The sequence below is a fragment of the Mesorhizobium sp. M1338 genome (genome assembly GCF_040318045.1).
GTDB lineage: Bacteria > Pseudomonadota > Alphaproteobacteria > Rhizobiales > Rhizobiaceae > Mesorhizobium.
Genome location: NZ_JAMYLL010000014.1, coordinates 111,322 through 132,362 on the forward strand (window position 1 = coordinate 111,322; position 21,041 = coordinate 132,362).

Consider the following 21,041-nt stretch of genomic DNA (forward strand, 5'->3'; position numbering starts at 1 on the left):
CTCTGAGTTAAGCCTTGGAGCTTCCCGTTTGTTTTTGTTGTCAACGATCCGGAACGAATGGCTGCCCCAAGGAAGCCGGCGTGTTCATCATCGTCAGACGCTTGTTGCGCGAGATTAGAACGAGAACCACGACGGTTGCCAGATAGGGCAGCGAAGAAAGGAACTGCGAGGGCACTGGAATGCCAAAAGCCTGTGCATGAAGCTGGCCGATCCACACCGCGCCGAAGATGTAGGCGCCGGCCAGCACCCGCCATGGCCGCCACGAGGCGAACACCACCAGCGCCAGCGCGATCCAGCCGCGGCCGGCGCTCATGTTCTCAACCCATTGCGGCGTGTAGACCAGCGACAGGTGGCCGCCGGCGAGACCGGCGCAAGCGCCACCGAAGATCACCGCGAGATAGCGGTAGCGGATGACGTGGATACCAAGCGCATCAGCGGACGTGTGGCTGTCGCCGATCGAGCGCAGCGTCAGTCCGGTACGCGTCTTGAACAGGAACCACATGACGGCGGCGGTGAGCGCAATCGAGATATAAAAGATCGGGTCCTGGCCGAACAGCAATCGGCCGATCACCGGGATCGAGGTCAGGCCGGGAATGTCGAGGTTGGGCAGCCGTTCGCCGGGCTGACCGACGAAACTGGTGCCCATCATGCCGGAGAGGCCAAGGCCGAGCAGCGTCAGCGACAGGCCGGTCGCCACCTGGTTGGTGGCCAGCGACAGCGTCATGACGGCAAACAGCAGCGAGAACACGGCGCCCAGGGCTATTGCCGCCAGGAGGCCGATCCAGGGTGATCCCGTGAGATGACCGACGCCAAAGCCGCCAACGGCGCCCATGATCATCATGCCTTCGACGCCCAGATTGAGCACGCCGGAGCGCTCGACAACCAGTTCGCCGATCGCCGCGATCAGCAGCGGCGTTGCCGCCGTGGCGATTGTCAGAAGGATATTTACGGTGATGTCCATCAACGAGCTTCCTTCAACTTTGGCGCCGATTCGAGTTTCGCGGCACCCTCCGGTTTTGTCAGCGCCAGGCCGACCAGCCGGATGCGGTAGTGGATCAGCGTGTCGCAGCCGAGCACGAAGAACAAAAGCATGCCCTGGAACACCCGCGCCACCTTGTCGGAAATGCCGAGTGCGCTCTGCACCGCTTCACCGCCGAGATAGGTCAGCGCCAGCACCAGGCCGGCGGCGACGATGCCGAGCGGGTTGAGGCGGCCGAGGAACGCCACGATGATGGCGGTGAAGCCGTAGCCTGGCGAAATGACCGGCTGCAGTTGGCCGATCGCGCCCGAGACCTCCGAGATGCCGGCAAGCCCTGCCAACGCACCCGACAGCAGGAAGGCGAAGAACACCATGCGGTTGAGGCCGAAGCCGGCGAAGCGCCCTGCCCGTGGGCTCGAGCCCAGCACGCGCACCTCGAAACCCTTCAGCATGCGGCTCATCAGGATCCAGATCAGCACCGCGGCGACCAATGCGAAAACAAATCCCCAGTTCGCCCGCCCCGCGTCCGGCATCAGCTCCGGCAACACGGCGGACTCGCCGAACTGGATCGTCTGCGGAAAACCATGGCCTTGCGGATCGCGCCACGGCCCGCGCACCAGCCAGTCGAGGAAGAGCTGGGCGACATAGACCAGCATCAGGCTGGTCAGGATTTCGTTGGTGCCGAAGCGCGTCTTGAGCAGGGCCGGGATTGCCGCATAGGCCGCTCCGCCGACCATGCCGAGCAGAAGCATCAGCGGCAGCACCAATGGGCCTTCGAACCGCGGAAACAACACCGGAATGATCGAGCCGACGATGCCGCCGAGGATGAACTGTCCTTCGGCACCAATGTTCCAGACATTGGCCTTGTAGCAGACCGACAGGCCGACAGCGATCAGGATGAGGGGAGCGGCCTTGATCGCCAGTTCATGCAGCTGCCAGAGCTGGCTGACCGGCTCGATGAAATAGACGCGGAAGGCGGTCAACGGATTGACGCCGAGCAGCGCGAACATGATGGCGCCGGCGATGATCGTCAGCGCAAAGGCGATGAATGGCGACAGGGCCGAAAACAGCTGCGAGCGCTGTGGGCGTTTGACGAGTTCGAGGCGCATCATGCCGTCTCCAGCGTGTGTTCGGCGTGACCGGGTTCGGCGCCGCCCATCAGCAAGCCGACCTTCTCGAAGGTCGCTTCGGCGATCGGCAGCGGCTTGGACAGCGCGCCATTGTGCATGACCGCGATCGCATCCGATATCTCGAACAGTTCATCGAGATCCTGGCTGATCACCAGCACCGCCGATCCGCTGCGCGACAGCTCGATCAGGGCCTGGCGGATGTGGGCGGCAGCACCTGCGTCGACGCCCCAGGTCGGCTGGTTGACCACCATGACGCTTGGCCGGCGGTCGAGTTCTCGGCCGACGATGAATTTCTGCAGATTGCCGCCCGAAAGTGCCGCCGCCTCCGGATCCGGCGCGCTCTTGCGCACGTCCATTGCCTCGATGATGCGTTGGGCGGCGGCTTGGATGGCGGCGCTGTTGACCATTCCACCGCCGCTGACAAAGGCCTTTCCGTCGGTGGCATGGCGCGACAGCAGCAGGTTCTCGGAAAGCTTCATGCGCGGCGCGGCACCGTGGCCGAGCCGCTCTTCCGGCACGAAGGCGGCGCCCAGCAGGCGGCGTCCGGTGATGGTGAAGCCGCCCGCATCCTTGCCGCGGATGCGCACCGAGGCGGCATCCTGCTGCAACACCTCGCCGGAGACGGATTCGAAGAACTCGCCCTGGCCGTTGCCGGCGACGCCGGCTATGCCGATCACCTCGCCGGCGCGGACGTTCAGGCTGATGTTCTTGAGCGGTATCGAGAACGGCGTCGCCGGCTTGCGGCTGAGGTTGCGGATTTCGAGCAGCGATTGCGCCGTGGCGATGCCTTCGACCGGTGCGCGCACCACGGCCTGCACCTCATTGCCAACCATCATGCGAGCCAGCGACGAAGCGGTTTCCTCGCGCGGGTTGCAGTGGCCGACGACCTTGCCATGCCGCAGCACGGTGGCGCGGTCGCAGATACGTTTGACCTCTTCGAGCCGGTGCGAAATGTAGAGGATGGATTTGCCTTCCGAACGCAAACGCTCCAGCGTCTCGAACAGCTTGTCGGCTTCCTGCGGCGTCAGCACCGAGGTCGGCTCGTCCAGGATGATAAGCTGCGGCGTCTGCAGCAGGCAGCGGATGATCTCGATACGCTGGCGCTCGCCCACCGACAGGTCGCCGACCAGCGATTCAGGATCGAGCGGCAGGCCATAGCTGAAGGAAAGCGCTCTCGCCTTCGCCGCGATGCTGCTGATCGGCGAGCCATCGTCCAACGACAGCGCGATGTTTTCGGCCGCGGTCAGCGCCTCGAACAGCGAAAAATGCTGGAACACCATGCCGATGCCGAGTTTTTTCGCGACGCCGGGGCTGGAAATCCTGACCGCCTGGCCGTTCCAGAAAATCTCGCCGGAATTAGGCTCCAGCGAGCCGAACAGCATCTTGACCAGCGTCGACTTGCCAGCGCCATTTTCGCCGAGCAAAGCGTGGATTTCACCCCTGGCGATGTCGAGATCGATATGATCGCACGCCGTCAGCGTGCCGAATATCTTGGTGAGACCACGGACCTCGAGCAGGTTCGTGCCGTCCTGATTTGCACTCACAGTGCCTCCCATCTGGTTAGCCAGACATGTTCTGTGTTCCCGCAAGCATGGTAGGCGCGGCCGGCTCTTATCGGAAAGCGGCACGCGTCTTGAAAGAGCTTCAAGAATTTCAGCGGAAATTCAAGGGATAGCAAGCAAGAACGGACCAAGAGACTGTTTTGGCCGCCAGAGTAGAGTTTCCAACCAGTCTCTAAGGGATGAGAATGGTCGTCCCTGTTGTCCTGCGGCCCTCGAGGTCGGAATGCGCCCTGCCCGCGTCCTTGAGCGCGTAACGCTGGTTGATCTTGATCTTGACGGCGCCACTGAGCACAACCTCGAACAAGGCCGCGACGGAGACTTCGAGGTCCTCGCGCTTTGCATTGTAGACGAACAGCGTCGGTCGGGTTGCGAACAGTGAGCCCTTTTGCGCCAGCAACGACATGCTGAATGGCGGGATCGGCCCCGAGGACTGGCCGAAGCTGACGAACATGCCGAGCGGCCTCAGGCAGTCGAGTGAAGCCGGAAACGTGTCGTTGCCGACCGAATCGTAGACGACGTCGCATTTCCTACCGTCGGTGATGGCGGCGACGCCGGCGACGAAATCCTGGTCCTTGTAGTTGATGACGTGGTCGAAGCCGTGCGCCTTGGCGAGTTCGATCTTGTCGGACGAACTGGCGGTGCCGATGACGGTCGCGCCGAGATGTTTGGCCCATTGGCCGAGGATCAATCCGACACCGCCTGCCGCGGCATGGAACAGGATCGTGTCACCCGCCTTCACCTTGAACGTCCGGCGCAGCAGATACTCAGCGGTCATGCCTTTCAGCATCATCGCGGCGGCCTGTTCGTCGCTGATGCCATCCGGCACCTTGACGACGCGGCTGGCGTCGATGACGCGCTCTTGCGCGTAGGCTCCCGTCGTCACGGCATAGGCGATGCGATCGCCAGGCTTCAGCCACTCGACGCCCTCGCCGACCTCCAGCACGACGCCGGCGGCTTCGCCGCCAGGGACAAGCGGGAACCCGCCGGGCGGCGGATAAAGGCCCGAGCGATGATAGACATCGATGAAATTAAGGCCGATCGCCGTGTGCCGGATCAGGATCTGCCCTGCTCCCGGCTGGCCGGGATCGGCGTCCTCATAGGTCAGGACTTCAGGGCCACCATGGGAGTGGATGCGGATCGCTTTGGACATAGGCTAGGCTTCCTCTGGCTGATCAGGCCTTCTTGGCACCGAGATTGGGAAAGAACTGCATGATGCCACCAATGCTAGCGAGGTAAAGCCCCGTGATGGTGATGCCGATCTTGGTGAAGGTGCTGACTTGTTCTCCCAGCACGCCGATCTGATCGTAGAAGGCGGCGAGTGCCGCCTGTGCAAGGGCAAGTGCGCCAAAAGCGCACCACAAAAGGGTCATCGCAAGATTGATACGCCGCAACCGCACCACCCGCACCGGATGGATGAAGTTGATCGGGACGAAAGTGAGAATGCCGGCCACCACCACCACAGCGAACGAAACCCATTGTCCGGGCTCGATCACGAACAGCGTGAACACCACCATGTTCCAGACCACGGGGAATCCCTTGAAGAAATTCTCCTTCGTCTTCATGCCGGTGTCGGCATAATAGATGGCGCTGGAGACGACGATGATCGCCGCCGACAGGAATGACAGGCCCTCGCCCATGAAGCCGCGCTGGTAAAGCGCGAAGGCCGGGATCAGCACGTAGGTTACGTAGTCGATGATGTTGTCGAGCAGTTCGCCCGACCATGTCGGCAGGATCTCCTTGACCTCGAGCTTTCGCGCGATCGGCCCATCGATGCCGTCGACGAACAGCGCCAGCCCGAGCCACCAGAACATCGCCGTCCAGCGCTGTTCGCTTGCCGCCACCAGCGACAAAAAGGCCAGGAACGAGCCCGACGCGGTCAGCAGATGGACGGAGAACGCCCTCGCCTGCGGCCAGGTGACTTTCTTCTTCGGCCGCGGAATCCGGTCCGTGATCTTTTTGGCGGCTTTCCGGGCGGTTGTGTTCTTGCTCACGGGCCCCGCCAATCCAGTTTGCAGATCTCGGCCGAACGGCCGGCAAAATTCCAGTTGCGGCCGAAAGCCCGCATCTTGCTCTTGTCTGACCTGGCGACGATGATCTCGGGCGCGATCCAGTATTCCGAATTGCTGATCACCGTATCCTTATCACGATCCTTGCCGGGGATGGGTGTCACCGCCCCGTCGATGATCTTGGGTATCTGGAAGATACGTGTCCTGTCACGCGTCTCATAGGTGATCGGCACTTGCTCGACGCCGAGGAATTTGCCGACGAGGATTGAGAGCAGCGATGTGGTTCCGCCTGCCTTGCCGGTGAAGATCTTCGTCAGCGCCTTGGCCGCGTAGACCGAGGCTCGCTTGTCGACGAACAGCCCGGCGGTCCAGTTGCCGCGGCTCATGTACCCGGGGATTTCCATGATCAGCCCGAGATTGAGGCCGGACAGATCGACGTCGCCGAAATGGCCGGCGTCGATGCGGAACCCAGCCCAGGTCTGGCAATAGCCTTCGGTCGGCGGATGATTGCCGAGCGACAGCACGCAAGGACAAAAAACCGTGCAATTGCAGGAGAGTACGAGCTCTCCTTTCATTGCCCAGCTCTGATCTGCCATCGATTTTCCCCCACTCATAGCGAGACTACTAGCAGCGCGGCTGCCCAGACAAGCAGTATCGCACCGGCCAGCCGGGTTGGAACCCTGCTCGCCGTTTGTTTTTCGATCAGGGTGAACAGCCCGATCAACGCCATCCAGAAGATGTTCATGACGCCGACGGCGAACATCACCATCATCAGCGCCCAGCAGCAGCCGAGGCACCACAGGCCTTGCGCGACCCCAAGCCGGAAGATGCGGACCGGCCTTGCGCTCCAGTTCGCGAAAAGGATCGAAAACGGGTTCTTGCACTTTGTCAGACAGGCTTCCTTCAAGCCGCTGAACTGGTAGAGGCCGGCAATCAGAAGCGCCAGCGCGCCGGCAATGCCGACGACCGGGTCGAGCATCCCACCGGGCGAGCCGAATGCGTGGGCGGCCAAGGTCATTGCGGCAAACGTCACCGAGGCGCCGAGCCAGACGCTGAGGTAGCCGGCGACCAGCACCAGCGGATGGACGGCTGGCTCGCCCTTGATGCGTGCCGTATCGGCGATCTCGCAGTAAGTGCGGATCATCGGCGCGGCTGAAGGCAGCATCGTCGCGATCGCCATCAGGAACCACATCAAAACGAGCGCACCGGCCTGCAGGCCGAGGCTTGCATCCGGCGGCGCCGGCGACAGGCAGAGCGTGAAGAACCGTTCCAGGAAATCGGGCAGCGGCAGTTGCGGCAGCTTGCGCAGGATCGCGTCGCCGGGAGCACTGACGCCTGCGGTCCGCCCTTCGGCGGCACGGATTGCCATCGCGGCAAGGGATAGCCAGGCAAGCAGGATGCAAGCGCCGACGACGACGTTTACCGTCAGGCGAGGATTGCGCGCGATGGTGGCCATGGCGCGGCCGGCGCGATCGAGATGGCTGAAGTCGTCCTGCTGGCCGGTCATGTCACCCGAATGGGCCGAATCGCCGCGTTGATCAAGCAGCATGATCTGCCCTATATGCTCATCGACGGGCGGCCGAGTGGCCGCCTCGCATTGCAAACCGGAAGCCGATCTTGGAGCATGAGCAAACCGCGCGGATACTGGTTGCTGGCACGGGGCCGGCAGGACTGATCGCGGCGCTCGGTTTTGCCGCTGCCGGTTTCCCGGTGACGCTGGTCGGGCCGGAGGCCTCTGCCCCCGATGGCCGCACGACGGCCCTGATGAACCCTGCCTTGAAAGTGCTTGAGCGGCTGGGCGTGCTCGATGGCATCAAGCCCGAGGCGGCGCCGCTGAAAGTCATGCGCATCGTCGACGCAACCAGCCGGTTGATCCGCAGTCCGGTCGTCACCTTCCGCGCCAGCGAGATCGACGAGGACCAGTTCGGCCTGAACCTGCCCAACAGTGTCCTCAATCCGGCACTCGCCAACGCCGTTGCCATGCGTGACGGCATCGAATGGCGACGGTCCATGGTGGCGAACTGGCATCTTGATGCCCAGCACGCCCGAGCCGTCCTGGCCGACGGCAGCACGGTGGACGCATCGCTGGCGGTCGCAGCAGACGGACGCTTGTCGCCGGCGCGCCAGGCCGCCGGCATCTCGACCTCGGCTCGCTCCTATCCGCAGGCAGCCCTTGTCCTCAATTTCCGCCACAGCCGCGACCACGCCTTCACCTCGACGGAATTCCACACCGAGACCGGTCCGTTCACGCAGGTCCCGCTGCCCGGCGATCGCTCGAGTCTGGTCTGGGTGGTGAAACCCGAGACAGCGACCGAACTCGCGGCTTTGGACGATGCAACGCTTTCGATGCGGATCGAACAGCAGATGCAGTCGATGCTGGGCCGGGTGACGGTCGAGCCGGGCCGCCAGATCTACCCGCTTTCGGCTGTGACGCCGCTGCGTTTTGCGCGAAACCGGATAGCCTTGGTCGGCGAAGCCGCCCACGTGTTTCCCCCGATCGGCGCGCAAGGCCTCAATCTCGGTATCAGGGATATCGACGATCTGATTGGAATCGCTTGTGAAAATCGTCGCGATCCGGGAACCGCCAGGGCCTCGGCAGCTTACGATTTCAAGCGCCGGCCCGATATTGTGGCGCGCAGCAGCGCGGTCAATCTGCTCAACATGTCGCTGCTTTCCGACATGCTGCCGGCCCAGATGGCCCGTGTGGCCGGGCTCGGCGTGCTCGGGGGCTTCGCGCCGCTTCGTGCTTTTTTCATGCGTGAGGGACTTCGTCCCGGCAGCGGCTTCGCGGCGCTGGCCGGCGGCCTGCGAAGGCCGGCGCGCTGACAGCTTCCGACGATCCGCATTATCGACGGTCATTGACATCGCCGCATGCGGCAAAACCTTTGCGTCGCGTCCTGCGTAGCTTCGGGGCGCGCTCAAACGCTTCGGGATTGAATTGAGGCGCGGTCTGCGCCAAATAAAGCCAAGGAATTCAGTGGTGAGTACGATGAAAACAGCCAAATTCGCAATCGGACAGGTGGTTCGCCACCGGCTGTTTCCATTCAGGGGGATTATTTTCGACGTCGATCCGCAATTCGCCAACACCGACGAATGGTACGAAGCCATCCCCGCCGACGTGCGGCCGCGCAAGGATCAGCCGTTCTACCATCTGCTCGCCGAGAATTCGGAGACCGAGTACATCGCCTATGTCTCCGAGCAGAATCTGCTCGAGGATCAGTCGGGGGAGCCGGTCCGGCATCCGCAGATCAAGGAGATGTTCGACAAAAAGCCGGATGGGGGCTACCAGCCGAAACGGCAGTCCAGGCACTGACCGATCGAGCGACGGTCACAAAAAAAGCGGGGCATGACCCTGGGCATGACCCCGCTTTTTGTTGATCCGACGATATCGGCCGATCAGTTGGCGGTCTTCGCCTTATCCTGCTCTTCCTTGAGCTTCTTGGCGAAATCCTGGTTGTTCTTGGCGACGAAATCCTGAAGCTTCTTCTGCCGGTCCTCGATATCCGACTGCTGCAGCGCCGGGCCGTCATAGGCGCCGCTGAAGCCCTGCAGGGCGATCTTGATCGGATTGGGCTGATTCTGGAAATTGACCGAGGTGAGCGTGATCGCCTGGCCTTTCTTGAACGCGGCGACGAGCTGATCGGTCAGCGGCACTTCCGCCACGCAACGATCCGGAAAGCAGATGACATAGTCGAGCTTCTGCGCCTTGCCGGTATCGATCTGCAGGCCGATGCCGGGAGGCACCAGACGACCGGTCGGGACCGTCACCTGGAACACCTTGCGGTTTATCTTGCCCTTCAGCTCGATCAGGCTGACGCCGGTGACCAGCTGGCCGTTGCCGGCGGTGGTGATGTTCTGGACATTGCAGATGTCGACGTCTTCCTGCTTGGTGCAGGCCTTGAACCAGCCTTGCGGAATCTGCTGTTGCTGCTGTGCGGAAGCAGCGGGAAGTCCTGCGCCCAGAAAGCCGATCACGCCAGCGGCCATGACCGACAGGCGGTACGCGTTGCTGTTCAGGCTCGTCATGTCGTGCACTTCCTCTCAAATGATCCCGGGACCGGCTTCTTCGTGCCGTGTGGTCCAGCTACCTGTTGCCGAAATGAGGCAACAGAATGACTTCGGAGGGCGTGTTACACTGCAAGCGGTGTCGAATCCAGCCCGATGTCAGCAATTGTTGAAAGCACGATTGGCCGGCGCGCAGCGACGTCATGCTAGGGTGCGCACCGAATCATCAAGCCGACCCATTAAGGAGACGGTCATGGGCCGCGTTCTTGTTTGGCTGATCACAGCGACATCGTTTCTCGCACTTTCGCATCAGCCGGCCGCATCCGAGCCGAAGCACGCGATCGCCATGCAGGGCGAACCGGCGCTGCCGCCCGACTACACGCATTTCAACTACGTCAATCCCGACGCGCCGAAGGGTGGCTCGATCACCTATTGTGTCGTCGTCAGTTTTGACAATCTCAACCCTTTCATCCTCAAAAGCCTGCGCACGACGGCGCGCGGCATGATGGACACGATCTTCGGCAATCTGGTCTTCGAGCCGTTGATGCAGCGCAATGCCGACGAGGCTTTCACGCTCTACGGGCTGCTGGCCGATAGCGCCGACATGGACCAGGAGCGCAAAAGTATCGAGTTCCACCTCAACCCGAAGGCCAAATGGTCCGACGGTGAGCCGGTGACGCCCGAGGACGTGCTGTTCAGCTATGACGTCTTTACGGAGAAAGGCCGCCCGCCCTACAGCGACCGCATGGCTAGGGTCGCCAAGCTCGAAAAGACCGGCGACCACGGCGTGCGTTTCACCTTCAACGACAAGGCCGATCGCGAATTCCCGCTGATCATCGCGCTGACGCCGATCATCCCGAAGCACGCCTTCGCCAAGGAAACCTTCGACAAGACGACGCTGAGGCCGGTTATCGGCAGTGGTCCCTATACGATCGCGCAGGTGCAGCCCGGCCAGCGCATCGTCTTCAAGCGCAACCCGGATTACTGGGGCAAGGATGTCCCCGCCAAGCGCGGTTTCGACAATTACGACCAGATCACCATAGAGTATTTCCTCAACGCCAACGCCAAGCTCGAAGCGTTCAAGAAAGGCCTTTGCGCCATCGACGACGACGGCGATCCGGTAAAGCGCGAGCGCGATCTCGATTTTCCCGCGTTCCACCAGGGCGACGTGGTCGCCGAAACCTTCGACACCGGCATTCCGCCCGTGGTGACCGGTTTCCTGTTCAACACGAGGCTGCGGAAATTCGCCAACCCGGTCGTGCGGCGCGCGCTCGGCATGCTCTACGACTTCGAATGGGCCAACAAGAACCTGTTCGGCGGCAAATACACGCGCACGATGAGTTACTGGCAGAATTCGGAGCTTTCCGCGCTCGGCCATCCGGCCGACGACAGGGAGAAGGCGCTTCTGGCGCCCTACCCCGGCCGCGTGCCGGCCGATGTCATGGACGGCTCTTACCGCCCACCGGTGACTGACGGATCCGGCCAGGACCGCCGGGTGCTTAAGGCGGCCTTCGATCTCTTGAAAAGCGCCGGTTATCACGTTCAGGACGGGACAATGCTCGATGCCGAGGGAAAACCTTTCGGTTTCGAGATCCTGACCGCCTCGCAGGACGAGGAGCGCCTTGCCGGCATCTACCAGCGTACGCTGGAGAAGATTGGCATAAATATCACCATTCGCAGCCTCGATGGCGATCAGATCCAGTCGCGCAAACAGCGCTTCGATTTCGAGGTCCTGGTCGGATCGAGCGGCTTCAACAACTCGCTGTCGCCCGGCATCGAACAGACCGGGCGTTGGAGCTCGGCCGCTGCCAGGACGGAAGGCTCGTTCAATCTTGCCGGCGTCGCCGATCCGGCGGTGGACGCGACAATCGAGGCGATGCTGCGCGCCCGCTCGAAGGAGGATTATGTCGCCGCCGTTCGCGTTCTCGACCGGCTGCTGATCTCCGGCAACTACATGGTGCCGATGCAGCACAACACGCAGCAATGGATCGCCTACTGGAACTACCTGGAACATCCGCGAAAGACGCCCATATTTGGGTATCAACTGCCGACCTGGTGGCGCAAGCCGAACTGAAAAGTCAGGAGAACGAGATGAGCGAACCGAACGCCATCACCGTCGATGTGGTGTCCGACGTCGTCTGCCCATGGTGCTTCATCGGTCAGAAGCGGCTCGACAAGGCAGTCGCCGCTGTCGGCGGCGATGTCGACGTGAATATTCGCTGGCGGCCGTTCCAGCTCGATCCGACCATTCCGCCGCAAGGCAAGGATCGCCACGAATACATGCTGGCCAAATTCGGCAGCGACGACCGTATCCGCGAGATTCATGCCCGCATCGAGCCGCTCGGCGAAGCCGAAGGCATCTCCTTCGCCTTCGACGCCATCAAGGTGGCGCCTAACACATTGGATGCGCACCGCCTGATCCGCTGGGCCGGTGCCGCCGGCGAGGCTGTGCAGAACAGGCTTGTACGCCGGCTGTTCCAGCTGAATTTCGAGGAAGGCGCCAACATCGGCGACCATGCCGTGTTGACCGAAGCCGCGCGCGAGGCCGGCATGGACGCGTCCGTTGTTGCCGCGCTTTTGCCGACCGACGCCGATGTCGAGGCGGTTCGCAGCGAGATCGCCACCGCGTCGCGCATGGGCATAACAGGCGTGCCGTGTTTCCTGCTCGAAGACAAATACGCGGTCATGGGCGCACAGGATGCCGATACCCTGGCCGATGCCATTCGTCAGGTGGCGGCTGCCAAGGCGCGTGGCGAATTGGAAAAGGTCGGCTGAGGCCGGCCGCCCTCTCCTTTCCCGACAAGAGCAAGTCTTACTTCACCGTCACCTTGGCCTTGCTGATAAAAAAGCCATGGCCGTTCGTGGCCGTGCAGGTCAGTCCCTTGGCTGACGATTGGCACGAGAACGGCCCCGCGCTCCAACTGTTGCCGTAGCCAAGCTTGGTGACAACGCCGCAGCAACCCTGCTCGCCCGGGTTCTTGATCAGCGTGGCCGGCCCGTTCGGACCGAGGATGATGGTGACATAGCTCGGCTCGACTCGCGAGCAGCTTAGCTCCGGGCCGCCATCCTGCGGCTGATAGGTGCTGGTGCCGCCTTTCGCCGTGTAGATGCAGCCGATGTTGCCGGACGGCGTGTTGAACTCGATCTGGCCTTCGGCGCTTGCCGGGATGCTCTGCGAGGCGGCATGCGCCGGAGATACCCAGGCGAAGAGAGGCAGCCCGGCGAAGAGGGACAGGATTGCGGCCACGCGTGCAAGCATTGGAACTTCCTTGTCGGAGAACGGGACATGCATGAGTGTCGACAATGCCCGGCAAGGTTCAATCCCGAACGGATGATTTGTCAAATGCAGTTCCCCAGCTGACTCGACAAGACGGACCGCGCCTCTCGGACGATTTCCGGTCACTTCCTGCCTCAGGCAAGGATGATGACCGCATGCCCGGCGAGATCATCAGCGGCAAATTTTCGGGTGCTCGGGTCAGCCCGCGGTGAGAAAATCGATCGGTCCGTATGATTTCGAGTTCACAAAACCGTGTGAATGCCTTCCCTAGGGGAAGCTGCGCCAATGGCATGACTCTGTAGATCAAGCATTTGAAATTAATAACGATATCCTGATTTTTGCCGGCCGTTGCCGCCATATTTCCGCATGTAATCTGTTGCCTCATGGCAACGGCTGGCGAGGCAATCTGGTCGGCCGGGTTTTAAATTAATGGAAAATGATCAATTGGTGTTACCATCCGTAACAAAAGAAAAAAGGTTTGGGCGGGATCGTGATTCGGGTCGGTAGACCATCGCAAGAGTCAGTACCGGAAAAAACACCTCGCGATGCCGCAGGGCAATCGCTTCTGACGCCGGTATCGTCGATGCGCAGCTTCTGGGGCCTGATGCGGGCCTACTGGGTCTCGGACCGCTGGAAGGAAGCCTGGACCCTGACGCTGGTGATCGCGCTGCTCACGGCGCTGTCCAGCAAGGCCGGTGTCTGGTTTGCAGAAGCCTCCGGCGAGCTGGTCAACTCGATCGCCTTCTTCCACGACGCCGCCAACACCACGCCGCTTCGCTCGCTGCTGGTCAATGCCGGCATCTTGGTGTTGCTGGTCGTGCTCAAGGATGCGGGTTTCACCGGCATACGCAGTCTCGTCTCAGCGACGTTGCATCGCAAATGGCGCGGCTGGCTGGACAGCCGCTTCAACGAAGCGCTGCTCGACACCAATCATACGCATTTCCACGCCCAGCATGGCTCGTCCGGCAATGCCGCTCCCGACAACATCGATCAGCGCGTCCAGGAATCGATCAAGGACATGACCGGCGGCGCCATTGGCCTTGCCATGGGCGTCCTGGGTGTTGCCACATCGCTTTATTTCGTCGGCCAGAAATTGCTTGAAAACTCGGCGGAGGTGAAAGGGCTGGAATTCCTCGGCAGCTACGGCAGCGCGGTTCTGGCTTTCCTGGCGGTCGCCACCTACGTGCCGCTTAACACTTGGATCGCGGTCAAACTGGGTCGTCTGCTGGAACGGCTCAATGTCAGGATGCAGCAATCCGAAGGCAGCTATCGTGGCGAGCTGACCACTTTCCTGCGTCGCAGCTTTCATGTCGCGGCCTCGCAAGGCGAGGATGTGCAGAAGACGATGCACAGTCGACTTTATGTCGACATCGACCGCACTTGGGCGCGGCTGAATATCGTCAATACAGGCTACAATTCGTTCGAGCTGATCTACAATTTCATTGGTGCCCGCATTGTCGCCTATGGACCTGGCCTGGTGCCGTTCATCCACAACGGTTTCGATCTCAAGGGCTACATAACCGGCTCCGAGCTGGTCAATTCGCTGATCAGTCAATGCTCCTGGTTCATCCACGTCATGCCGAACATCGCCACGCTGCGCGCCAACAGCCAGCGTGTCACCGAGCTGGCGAATGCGATCGAGAACGTCCAGCATCCGCAGGAGTTCTACAGCCAGACCGGTCGCTCCGACTTCAACTATGCCAGCCAGAACCCGGTGTTCGGCCTTACCATCCAGAAACTCGAACTGGCCCATCAGGGCGAGGATGCCACGCCCTTCCTCAGCGCCGCCAATTTGCGCTTCCGGCGCGGCGAATGGACGTTCCTGAAAGGCGAATCCGGTTGCGGCAAGACCTCGCTGATCAAGGCCATCAACGGCCTGTGGCCCTACGGCCGCGGCACCATCGTCTTCCCGGAAGGCGTCAAGAGTTTCTTTGCCGCCCAGGAGGTCAAGCTGCAGCCGGTGTCGCTGAAACAGCTGGTCTGCCTGCCCGGCTCGGAGCACGACCATGGTGATGCGCAGGTCGCGTCGGCGCTGCACAAGGCCGGCCTTGGCGACTTTATCGAGCACATGACCGACGAAAGCCGCGAAGGCAAAAGCTGGGATCAGGTCCTGTCGGGCGGCCAGAAACAGAAGCTGGTGGTGGCCCGCATCGTGCTGCAGCAGCCGGGGCTGCTGTTCCTCGACGAAGCCACCGGCGCGCTCGACCCCGATGGCAAGGTTGCCTTCCACCAGGCCATCAAGGACAACTGCCCCGATGTCACGGTGATCAGCGTCATGCACGAGGCGGTGGCGCCGCGGTCGATGACCGGCAGCGAATTCTATCACAGCATCGTCGCCATCGCCGACGGTGTCGCTACCAAGAAGCCGCTGGTTCCGACCCTGCCCGTCGAGCTCACCACCATTCTTGCGCAGCCGAGGCCGGTCGAGGACAAATGGCTGCGTTTCTCGCGCCGGCTGAAGCAGAAGTAACGACGCTGCGACCCGCAGCCGGCCGTGATTTGCCGCTGCCGTCGATCACAGATGGCCCGCATTGGCCGCTGATCGCCACCATGGTCGGCACGGCACTGGTCGGTATCGTCACCTTCGGCTCGCTGTCGGGATCGATGCTGCCGTTCGCCTTGAAGCGCATCGGCTTCGATCCGGCCAGCGCATCGGCTCCGTTCGTCGCCACGCTGGTCGATGTCACCGGGCTGGTGATCTATTTCTCGGTGGCGCTGGTGATCCTGCGCGGCACGCTGCTGTAGCAGCCAGTGTTGGACAACGACAATCGCACAAGGATTGTTGCGGAGAGGACCCCCACCCTAACCCTCCCCACAAGGGGGAGGGAACGCTGCCGCGCTCTCTTGAAGCTGAGACGCAAGCGACATGCCAAGGATCGGCACCTACGGAAGTCTCCCTCCCCCTTGTGGGGAGGGTTAGGGGTGGGGGTATTCGTAGGGCGCCAGCATGGCGTTCCTAAATGCGACTGCTGCGGGTTTTGCCCGTCAATCCACCCGCTCGCCGTCCTTCACGCGATAGGTCGGCTTGTACATGGTGACCAGTTCTTCCGCCGCTGTCGGGTGCACCGCCATCGTGCGGTCGAAATCATCCTTGGTCAGGCCGGCCTTCAGCGGGATGGCGAGAAGCTGCGCCATCTCGCCGGCATCCGGCCCCAATATGTGGGCGCCGAGCACTTTCTTCGACGCGCCATCGACCACCAGCTTCATCAGCATCTTCTCGTCGCGTCCGGACAGCGTGTGCCGCATCGGCCGGAACGTGGCGCGGTAGATTTCGATGTCGGGGAAGCGTTTGACGGCATCGTCCTCCGACAGGCCGACGGTGCCGATCTCCGGCTGCGAAAAGACCGCCGTGGCGATCGTCTCATGGTCGGGCGCGGTCGGATTTCCCTTGAAGGCGGTCTCGATGAAACACATCGCCTCGTGGATCGCCACCGGCGTCAGTTGTACGCGGTTGGTGACGTCGCCGATCGCCCAGATGTTGTCGATGTTGGTGCGCGAGTATTTGTCTACGGCGATCGCGCCGGTCTTGGTCATCTCCATGCCGATGCCTTCCAGGCCCATATTCTCGGTGTTGGGGACGCGGCCGATGGCCAGCATCACCTGGTCGACCGTCAGCACCTTGCCGCTGATGAGAACTGCGTCGAGCCGGCCGTCCGGCCGCTTGCGCACCAATTCGGACACGGAATGGCAGAGGATTTTTATCCCCTTCTTTTCCATCGTCTCGTGCAGCATGCGCCGCAGGTCCATGTCGAAACGGCTGAGGATCTCCTTGCCGCGATAGACCAGCGTGGTGTCGACGCCGAGACCGTGGAAGATGTTGGCGAACTCGACGGCGATGTAGCCGCCGCCCTCGATCATGATCGCCTTGGGCAGCTCCTTGAGGTCGAAGGCCTCATTGGAAAAGATGCAATGTTCGTGGCCGGGCAGCGCCGGATGCGGCGCCGGTCGGCCGCCGGTCGCGATCAGGATCTGGTCGGCGGTGACGGTGCGATCCTCGCCGAGAAGATGCACAACATGCGGATCGACTATCATGGCGCGCGAGTGAAAGGCGTCACCGCCGGCGCCCTCGACGTTTCTCTGGTAGATCGCCTCCAGCCGGCTGATCTCGCGATCCTTGTTGGCGACCAGCGTCTGCCAGTCGAAACTGGCTTCCGGCACCGTCCAGCCATAGCCGGCCGCGTCGGCGAAATGCTCCGGAAATTGCGAGGCATAGACGTAGAGCTTTTTCGGCACGCAGCCCCTGATAACGCAGGTGCCGCCATAGCGGTATTCCTCGGCGATGCCGACGCGCTTGCCGAGTGCGGCCGCCACGCGCGCCGCCCGCACCCCGCCGGAGCCGCCGCCGATGACGAAAAGATCGTAGTCATAACCGGCCATGACGGCTCCTTGAGCTTCAGAAAATTGAGAGACAGGTAGGCTGCAAAGCGTCAAAAGAAAAGCCCGGACAAGCCGGGCTTCGGGATGGCCGCAAGGCCGTTTTGAAATGCGGGATCAGTTGTTGTCCGCGGGCGCGGCGCCATCCGCCGGGGCGGCTGGCGCTGCCGGTGCCTTTGCCTTGGCGGCGGCGGCCAGCGTTTCGCCGACCTGCTGCGCGAGATCGCGGCCGAGGCCGTTCTGCCAGATGTCGGCGGCCTTGACCAGGTCGCGGGTCACCGTCGGGCCGCTGTCGAGCAGCTTCTTGCCCGAATCGGAATTGTAGAAGGCGGCGATATCGGTCAGTTCCTTTTCGGAGAACACTTTTGCGTAGGCGAGCGCTGCTTCCTTCTCGAGGTCGGCGCGGCGCGAAGCCAGCGCCAGCGCCTTCTCGCTGATGGTCTTGCCGATCAGCTCCTGCATGTCCGGGTTCTTCTGGATGAGCTGCGACTCGAGCGCGGCTGCCGCCTGCGGCAGGATGTTGTCGAACGGGTCGGTCGCGTGGATCGCCGCCACCGCCGCGCGGGCGGCCTTCAGGTGCGATTCCGTGACATCCTGGGAAAACGCCGGCGAAGAGAAGGCGAAAACGGCGGCGGCGGCCAGAAGGACGGAAAGGCTGCGAACCCGGTTATGCAACGTCATGATCGGTAGAACTCCCTGGTTTTCGGGCGGCATGGACGGTTTGGATACCGTCGCCGCCGGCTATGATGGCCGCTGACGCCAGCCCGATGAAAAGACCGTGCTCGACCACGCCCGGAATGGCGTGGAGAGCATTCGAAAGCGCTCTTGTATCCGGAATGCGGCCAAAAGATGCATCGAGGATAAAATGGCCGCCGTCTGTAACAAAAGCCTGCCCCCTCGTCATCCTCAATATGACCGGACCGGAAAGGCCGAGCTTTTCAGCCGCCGCGCCAATCGCGATTTCGGTTGCGCGCAGCCCGAACGGGTTGACTTCGATCGGCAGGGGAAAACGGCCGAGTGTGGCGACCATCTTCGACCGGTCGGCGATGACGATCATGCGCTGGGACGCCGCGGCGACGATCTTCTCGCGCAGCAGTGCGCCGCCGCCGCCCTTGATCAAGGTCAGCTCCGGGTCGACTTCGTCGGCACCGTCGATGGTGAGATCGAGCTCGGGCGTTTCCTCCAGCGTCGACAGCGGCACGCCGAGCTCGCGGCAGAGCAACGCGGTGCGCTCCGAAGTCGGCACACCGATGACGGTCATGCCGGTGGCAACCTTGTCGGAAAGCAGCCGCACGAACTCTTCCGCCGTGGTGCCGGTGCCGATCCCGAGCCGCATGCCGTCGCTCACATGGGCAAGTGCCGCCCGTGCGGCTTCGACCTTCAATTGCCTTGCATCCATGCCGCTTGCTGCCCCGAAACCTGACGTTTCGGGCTCGTAGCATCTTTGCCGGTCTGGTCAAAGCCCCTGGCCGCTGCGTCCCCTGGGTGACACGCGACATCCCATCGATGTTGTGGATGCGCTGCCAGTGGGCGATGCACGGGTGACACGCAATAGGAATTATTTCCTCTGTCTCGTTGACCCGGTGACGGCAGGCGTGCTACATATTTGCCCATGGTGCTGATTTGCGCCGACAACCCGCCGCCGTGGCGGGTTTTCCATTTCTGGCGCGCCTCGTATGCCCAGCCCGATGGGGCTGCCTGAACGAGCTGGCTCAGGTGACCTTGCCTTGACGCGCCGCAGCCGCTATCGCCTGCCCATTGCACAAACTTGGCCCAGGACAGACCATGACCCGCCCGATCATCGTGTTCGACCTCGACGGTACGCTGATCGATACGGCGCCGGACCTGCTCGACAGCCTGAACCACAGCCTTGCCGCCAGCGACATCGCGGCGGTCGACGAAGCCGGCTTCAGGCGTTTTGTCGGCCATGGCGGCCGCGTGATGATCGAACGCGCGCATGCGGCCCATCAGCGATCGCTTGATGTCGAGGAGCACGACCGGCTGCTGAAACTCTTCCTCGACCACTACACGATCAACATCCCCGGCAAGTCGCGCCCCTATCCCGGCGTCATCGAGGCGATCGCGCGCTTCGAGAACGCCGGCTATCTCCTGGCCATCTGCACCAACAAATACGAAGCCAACTCGCTGGCTTTGATCGAGGCGCTCGGCCTGACCAGGCATTTCGCGGCGATCGCCGGACAGGACACGTTCGCCTTCCGCAAGCCCGACCCGCGTCATTTGATCGAGACCATCAAGCTCGCCGGCGGCGACCCGCATCGCGCGCTGATGGTCGGCGATTCGCAAACCGACATCGACACCGCAAAAGCCGCCGGCATTCCGGTGGTGGCGGTCGATTTCGGCTACACCGACCGCCACGTGCGCGAATTCGAGCCCTCGGCGGTGATCTCGCATTTCGACGCGCTGACGCTTGATCTGGCGCAGAGGCTGATTGCCGCCGCCGGACAGTGAGGGGGAAGCGGCCAAGGCAATCGCAAAGGGGCAAAGGCGTGCGCCCTACGAATACCCCCACCCCTAACCCCTCCCCACAAGGGGGAGGGAGATCCCGTCGGCGCTGATCTCAGCAAAATTGCCGACGTTTTGACCGCAAAGATGAAGAGCGCGCGGCAGCTTCCCTCCCCCTTGTGGGGAGGGGTTAGGGCGGGGGTTCTTCTTCGCAAGAATCCATATGCAATTGCCTTGGGGAAGCGACCGGCGTCTTGTCGGAGACAGGGCCGAGGGGGCCATAAATCGATCCTCACCGGAATGCCGGACACCGCCTTGACTTCCCGCACCCGCCTCCCTTATATCGCGGCTTGCTTGGCCTTCGGGCAACGAGCGGGCGATTAGCTCAGCGGGAGAGCACACCCTTCACACGGGTGGGGTCGCAGGTTCAATCCCTGCATCGCCCACCAAAATCCGTACGGCAGTCGATTTGCGGCCGCAGTGAACGCTGCCTCATTGATCAGGTTATCTTCCTCAAATACCGCTCTAATTCAGATTTGGGGATTAACGTGCAGGCCCCCGGATTGCTCGCACGCAGTTTGCCTTCGCCAAACAATGTTCATCAGTTTGGCGCAGGCCTTCCGATCAAGATGTCGATAACTTAACGGCGTGCCCGACCCGCTTGTCGCCATGGTGGCAAAGTCGGCGATGTCTGGTTGTGGAGATGCGCCGGTCGAGCCGCGATCAGCGCTTCATCGAGTGCAGGATGGCCTGCATGTGCTCTTCCAGGTCGAGTTCACCCCGAGCCTCGGCGGTCAACAGGTAATCGGCCTTGGCCCGGCGGTCGCCTCGGCTGATCGCAGGATAGGAGCAGATGGCCAGCAATGCTTCCTGTTCAATCCGGTCTGCCGTCTTGCGTTCGTGGCTGCTACTGCCCGCTTGATGAACAACCCTGAGAAGCCCGACATAGGTGGCTTCATGGGCTCCGATCAGCGCCCGCAATTCGGGTGAGGCATCTTCCCCTTCAGCAAACGTCGGTTCAATGACCGAGGCCACGGCGGTGAACGCAAGAAGTGTACGGCGGGTGACTTCGGGCATGCCTCATATCCCTGCTGTCTGATCATGCAGGCACACCATAGCACCGGCGCAACGGTTCGGAGAGAGGCTCTGGGACGCGACCGAGGGCAATCGGGTGAGTTAACGCGTGACAAGGGGTTTAGGAGCTGAATCTGTCGAGAGCATCTGATTCTTTGGAGGATGCTTTGG

General features: G+C 62.2%; 19 protein-coding genes, 1 tRNA gene and 1 pseudogene. 8 read left to right on the plus strand and 13 right to left on the minus strand.

All coding sequences use genetic code 11. The annotated features are described in order from the left end of the window. Positions 1-40: 40 nt before the first annotated feature. The 7 genes from NKH19_RS15755 to NKH19_RS15785 all read right to left on the minus strand — a co-directional run bounded on the left by NKH19_RS15755 (position 41) and on the right by NKH19_RS15785 (position 7,226). The gene (locus NKH19_RS15755) at positions 41-961 is read right to left on the minus strand and encodes an ABC transporter permease (protein ID WP_352868513.1); all 921 of its coding nucleotides are present in this window, start codon (positions 959-961) and stop codon (positions 41-43) included. Continuing rightward, positions 961-2,091, minus strand: a complete 1,131-nt coding sequence (locus NKH19_RS15760) for an ABC transporter permease (RefSeq protein ID WP_352868516.1) — start codon at positions 2,089-2,091, stop codon at positions 961-963. Before NKH19_RS15760 ends, NKH19_RS15755 begins: the two co-directional genes overlap by 1 nt. Next, complete coding sequence (locus tag NKH19_RS15765; protein ID WP_352868517.1) at positions 2,088-3,665, minus strand: ABC transporter ATP-binding protein; 1,578 nt, start codon at positions 3,663-3,665, stop codon at positions 2,088-2,090. The genes NKH19_RS15760 and NKH19_RS15765 overlap by 4 nt, the downstream gene beginning before the upstream one ends. A gap of 178 nt (positions 3,666-3,843) precedes the next feature. After that, positions 3,844-4,821, minus strand: coding sequence for a quinone oxidoreductase family protein (locus NKH19_RS15770; RefSeq protein ID WP_352868520.1), 978 nt, complete (start codon positions 4,819-4,821; stop codon positions 3,844-3,846). A 22-nt stretch (positions 4,822-4,843) separates the two neighbouring features. Continuing rightward, entirely contained in the window at positions 4,844-5,662 is an 819-nt protein-coding gene (gene pcsA, locus NKH19_RS15775; protein WP_352868522.1) for a phosphatidylcholine synthase, read from the minus strand. Further along, the gene (locus NKH19_RS15780) at positions 5,659-6,273 is read right to left on the minus strand and encodes a DUF1326 domain-containing protein (protein ID WP_352876252.1); all 615 of its coding nucleotides are present in this window, start codon (positions 6,271-6,273) and stop codon (positions 5,659-5,661) included. Before NKH19_RS15780 ends, pcsA begins: the two co-directional genes overlap by 4 nt. 14 nt (positions 6,274-6,287) lie before the next feature. Beyond that, positions 6,288-7,226 carry a DUF2182 domain-containing protein gene (locus NKH19_RS15785; RefSeq protein WP_352868527.1) on the minus strand — a complete coding sequence of 313 codons (939 nt, stop codon included), beginning with the start codon at positions 7,224-7,226 and terminating at the stop codon, positions 6,288-6,290. A gap of 68 nt (positions 7,227-7,294) precedes the next feature. Between NKH19_RS15785 and NKH19_RS15790 the strand changes: the two genes are divergently transcribed. Together NKH19_RS15790 and hspQ are read left to right on the plus strand one after the other, a co-directional pair. After that, entirely contained in the window at positions 7,295-8,503 is a 1,209-nt protein-coding gene (locus NKH19_RS15790; protein WP_352868529.1) for a UbiH/UbiF family hydroxylase, read from the plus strand. Between the two features lie 163 nt (positions 8,504-8,666). Further along, a complete protein-coding gene (hspQ, locus tag NKH19_RS15795; RefSeq protein ID WP_056587784.1) occupies positions 8,667-8,990 on the plus strand; it encodes a heat shock protein HspQ in 324 nt (107 codons plus the stop codon). An 83-nt stretch (positions 8,991-9,073) separates the two neighbouring features. Here hspQ and NKH19_RS15800 read toward each other — a convergent pair whose 3' ends face one another. Next, a complete protein-coding gene (locus NKH19_RS15800; protein WP_352868532.1) occupies positions 9,074-9,703 on the minus strand; it encodes an invasion associated locus B family protein in 630 nt (209 codons plus the stop codon). 232 nt (positions 9,704-9,935) lie between these two features. Here NKH19_RS15800 and NKH19_RS15805 point away from each other — a divergent pair, with 232 nt between their 5' ends. Both NKH19_RS15805 and NKH19_RS15810 read left to right on the plus strand, forming a co-directional pair. Continuing rightward, entirely contained in the window at positions 9,936-11,756 is a 1,821-nt protein-coding gene (locus tag NKH19_RS15805) for an extracellular solute-binding protein (RefSeq protein WP_352982366.1), read from the plus strand. A 17-nt stretch (positions 11,757-11,773) separates the two neighbouring features. Further along, positions 11,774-12,457: a DsbA family oxidoreductase gene (locus NKH19_RS15810; RefSeq protein ID WP_352868535.1), complete on the plus strand. Its 684-nt coding sequence runs from the start codon at positions 11,774-11,776 to the stop codon at positions 12,455-12,457. A gap of 37 nt (positions 12,458-12,494) precedes the next feature. Here NKH19_RS15810 and NKH19_RS15815 read toward each other — a convergent pair whose 3' ends face one another. After that, positions 12,495-12,941, minus strand: a complete 447-nt coding sequence (locus tag NKH19_RS15815; protein ID WP_352868538.1) for a hypothetical protein — start codon at positions 12,939-12,941, stop codon at positions 12,495-12,497. Positions 12,942-13,542: 601 nt separating this feature from the next. Here NKH19_RS15815 and NKH19_RS15820 point away from each other — a divergent pair. Together NKH19_RS15820 and NKH19_RS15825 are read left to right on the plus strand one after the other, a co-directional pair. Next, positions 13,543-15,429 (plus strand): ABC transporter ATP-binding protein/permease, encoded by a 1,887-nt coding sequence (locus NKH19_RS15820; RefSeq protein ID WP_352868541.1) that lies wholly within the window; start codon positions 13,543-13,545, stop codon positions 15,427-15,429. A 53-nt stretch (positions 15,430-15,482) separates the two neighbouring features. Then, positions 15,483-15,704: pseudogene (locus NKH19_RS15825) on the plus strand (magnesium transporter); the annotation flags it as partial. A gap of 240 nt (positions 15,705-15,944) precedes the next feature. On the opposite strand, the gene gor reads toward NKH19_RS15825, so the two are convergent. From gor to rpiA, 3 genes are all read right to left on the minus strand, one after another. Next, positions 15,945-17,336: a glutathione-disulfide reductase gene (gene gor / locus NKH19_RS15830; protein ID WP_352868543.1), complete on the minus strand. Its 1,392-nt coding sequence runs from the start codon at positions 17,334-17,336 to the stop codon at positions 15,945-15,947. 114 nt (positions 17,337-17,450) lie between these two features. Beyond that, positions 17,451-18,014 (minus strand): DUF2059 domain-containing protein, encoded by a 564-nt coding sequence (locus NKH19_RS15835; protein WP_352868545.1) that lies wholly within the window; start codon positions 18,012-18,014, stop codon positions 17,451-17,453. Next, positions 18,001-18,732: a ribose-5-phosphate isomerase RpiA gene (rpiA, locus tag NKH19_RS15840; RefSeq protein ID WP_352868548.1), complete on the minus strand. Its 732-nt coding sequence runs from the start codon at positions 18,730-18,732 to the stop codon at positions 18,001-18,003. Before rpiA ends, NKH19_RS15835 begins: the two co-directional genes overlap by 14 nt. Before the next feature lie 386 nt (positions 18,733-19,118). Here rpiA and NKH19_RS15845 point away from each other — a divergent pair, with 386 nt between their 5' ends. Beyond that, positions 19,119-19,802 (plus strand): phosphoglycolate phosphatase, encoded by a 684-nt coding sequence (locus NKH19_RS15845; protein WP_352868550.1) that lies wholly within the window; start codon positions 19,119-19,121, stop codon positions 19,800-19,802. 368 nt (positions 19,803-20,170) lie between these two features. Continuing rightward, positions 20,171-20,245: transfer RNA gene (locus NKH19_RS15850), tRNA-Val, on the plus strand. A 274-nt stretch (positions 20,246-20,519) separates the two neighbouring features. On the opposite strand, the gene NKH19_RS15855 is transcribed toward NKH19_RS15850, so the two are convergent. Further along, a complete protein-coding gene (locus NKH19_RS15855) occupies positions 20,520-20,873 on the minus strand; it encodes a hypothetical protein (protein ID WP_352868553.1) in 354 nt (117 codons plus the stop codon). Positions 20,874-21,041: the final 168 nt, after the last annotated feature.

Coding starts and splice junctions, on each gene's coding strand:
- NKH19_RS15765 (WP_352868517.1), bottom strand. CDS start 3,665: ATGGGAGGCACTGTGAGTGCAAATCAGGACGGCACGAACCTGCTCGAG.
- NKH19_RS15785 (WP_352868527.1), bottom strand. CDS start 7,226: ATGCTGCTTGATCAACGCGGCGATTCGGCCCATTCGGGTGACATGACC.
- gor (WP_352868543.1), bottom strand. CDS start 17,336: ATGGCCGGTTATGACTACGATCTTTTCGTCATCGGCGGCGGCTCCGGC.
- hspQ (WP_056587784.1), top strand. CDS start 8,667: ATGAAAACAGCCAAATTCGCAATCGGACAGGTGGTTCGCCACCGGCTG.
- rpiA (WP_352868548.1), bottom strand. CDS start 18,732: ATGGATGCAAGGCAATTGAAGGTCGAAGCCGCACGGGCGGCACTTGCC.
- NKH19_RS15835 (WP_352868545.1), bottom strand. CDS start 18,014: ATGACGTTGCATAACCGGGTTCGCAGCCTTTCCGTCCTTCTGGCCGCC.
- NKH19_RS15760 (WP_352868516.1), bottom strand. CDS start 2,091: ATGATGCGCCTCGAACTCGTCAAACGCCCACAGCGCTCGCAGCTGTTT.
- NKH19_RS15805 (WP_352982366.1), top strand. CDS start 9,936: ATGGGCCGCGTTCTTGTTTGGCTGATCACAGCGACATCGTTTCTCGCA.
- NKH19_RS15820 (WP_352868541.1), top strand. CDS start 13,543: ATGCGCAGCTTCTGGGGCCTGATGCGGGCCTACTGGGTCTCGGACCGC.
- NKH19_RS15810 (WP_352868535.1), top strand. CDS start 11,774: ATGAGCGAACCGAACGCCATCACCGTCGATGTGGTGTCCGACGTCGTC.
- NKH19_RS15770 (WP_352868520.1), bottom strand. CDS start 4,821: ATGTCCAAAGCGATCCGCATCCACTCCCATGGTGGCCCTGAAGTCCTG.
- NKH19_RS15755 (WP_352868513.1), bottom strand. CDS start 961: ATGGACATCACCGTAAATATCCTTCTGACAATCGCCACGGCGGCAACG.
- NKH19_RS15855 (WP_352868553.1), bottom strand. CDS start 20,873: ATGCCCGAAGTCACCCGCCGTACACTTCTTGCGTTCACCGCCGTGGCC.
- NKH19_RS15815 (WP_352868538.1), bottom strand. CDS start 12,941: ATGCTTGCACGCGTGGCCGCAATCCTGTCCCTCTTCGCCGGGCTGCCT.
- NKH19_RS15800 (WP_352868532.1), bottom strand. CDS start 9,703: ATGACGAGCCTGAACAGCAACGCGTACCGCCTGTCGGTCATGGCCGCT.
- NKH19_RS15845 (WP_352868550.1), top strand. CDS start 19,119: ATGACCCGCCCGATCATCGTGTTCGACCTCGACGGTACGCTGATCGAT.
- NKH19_RS15780 (WP_352876252.1), bottom strand. CDS start 6,273: ATGGCAGATCAGAGCTGGGCAATGAAAGGAGAGCTCGTACTCTCCTGC.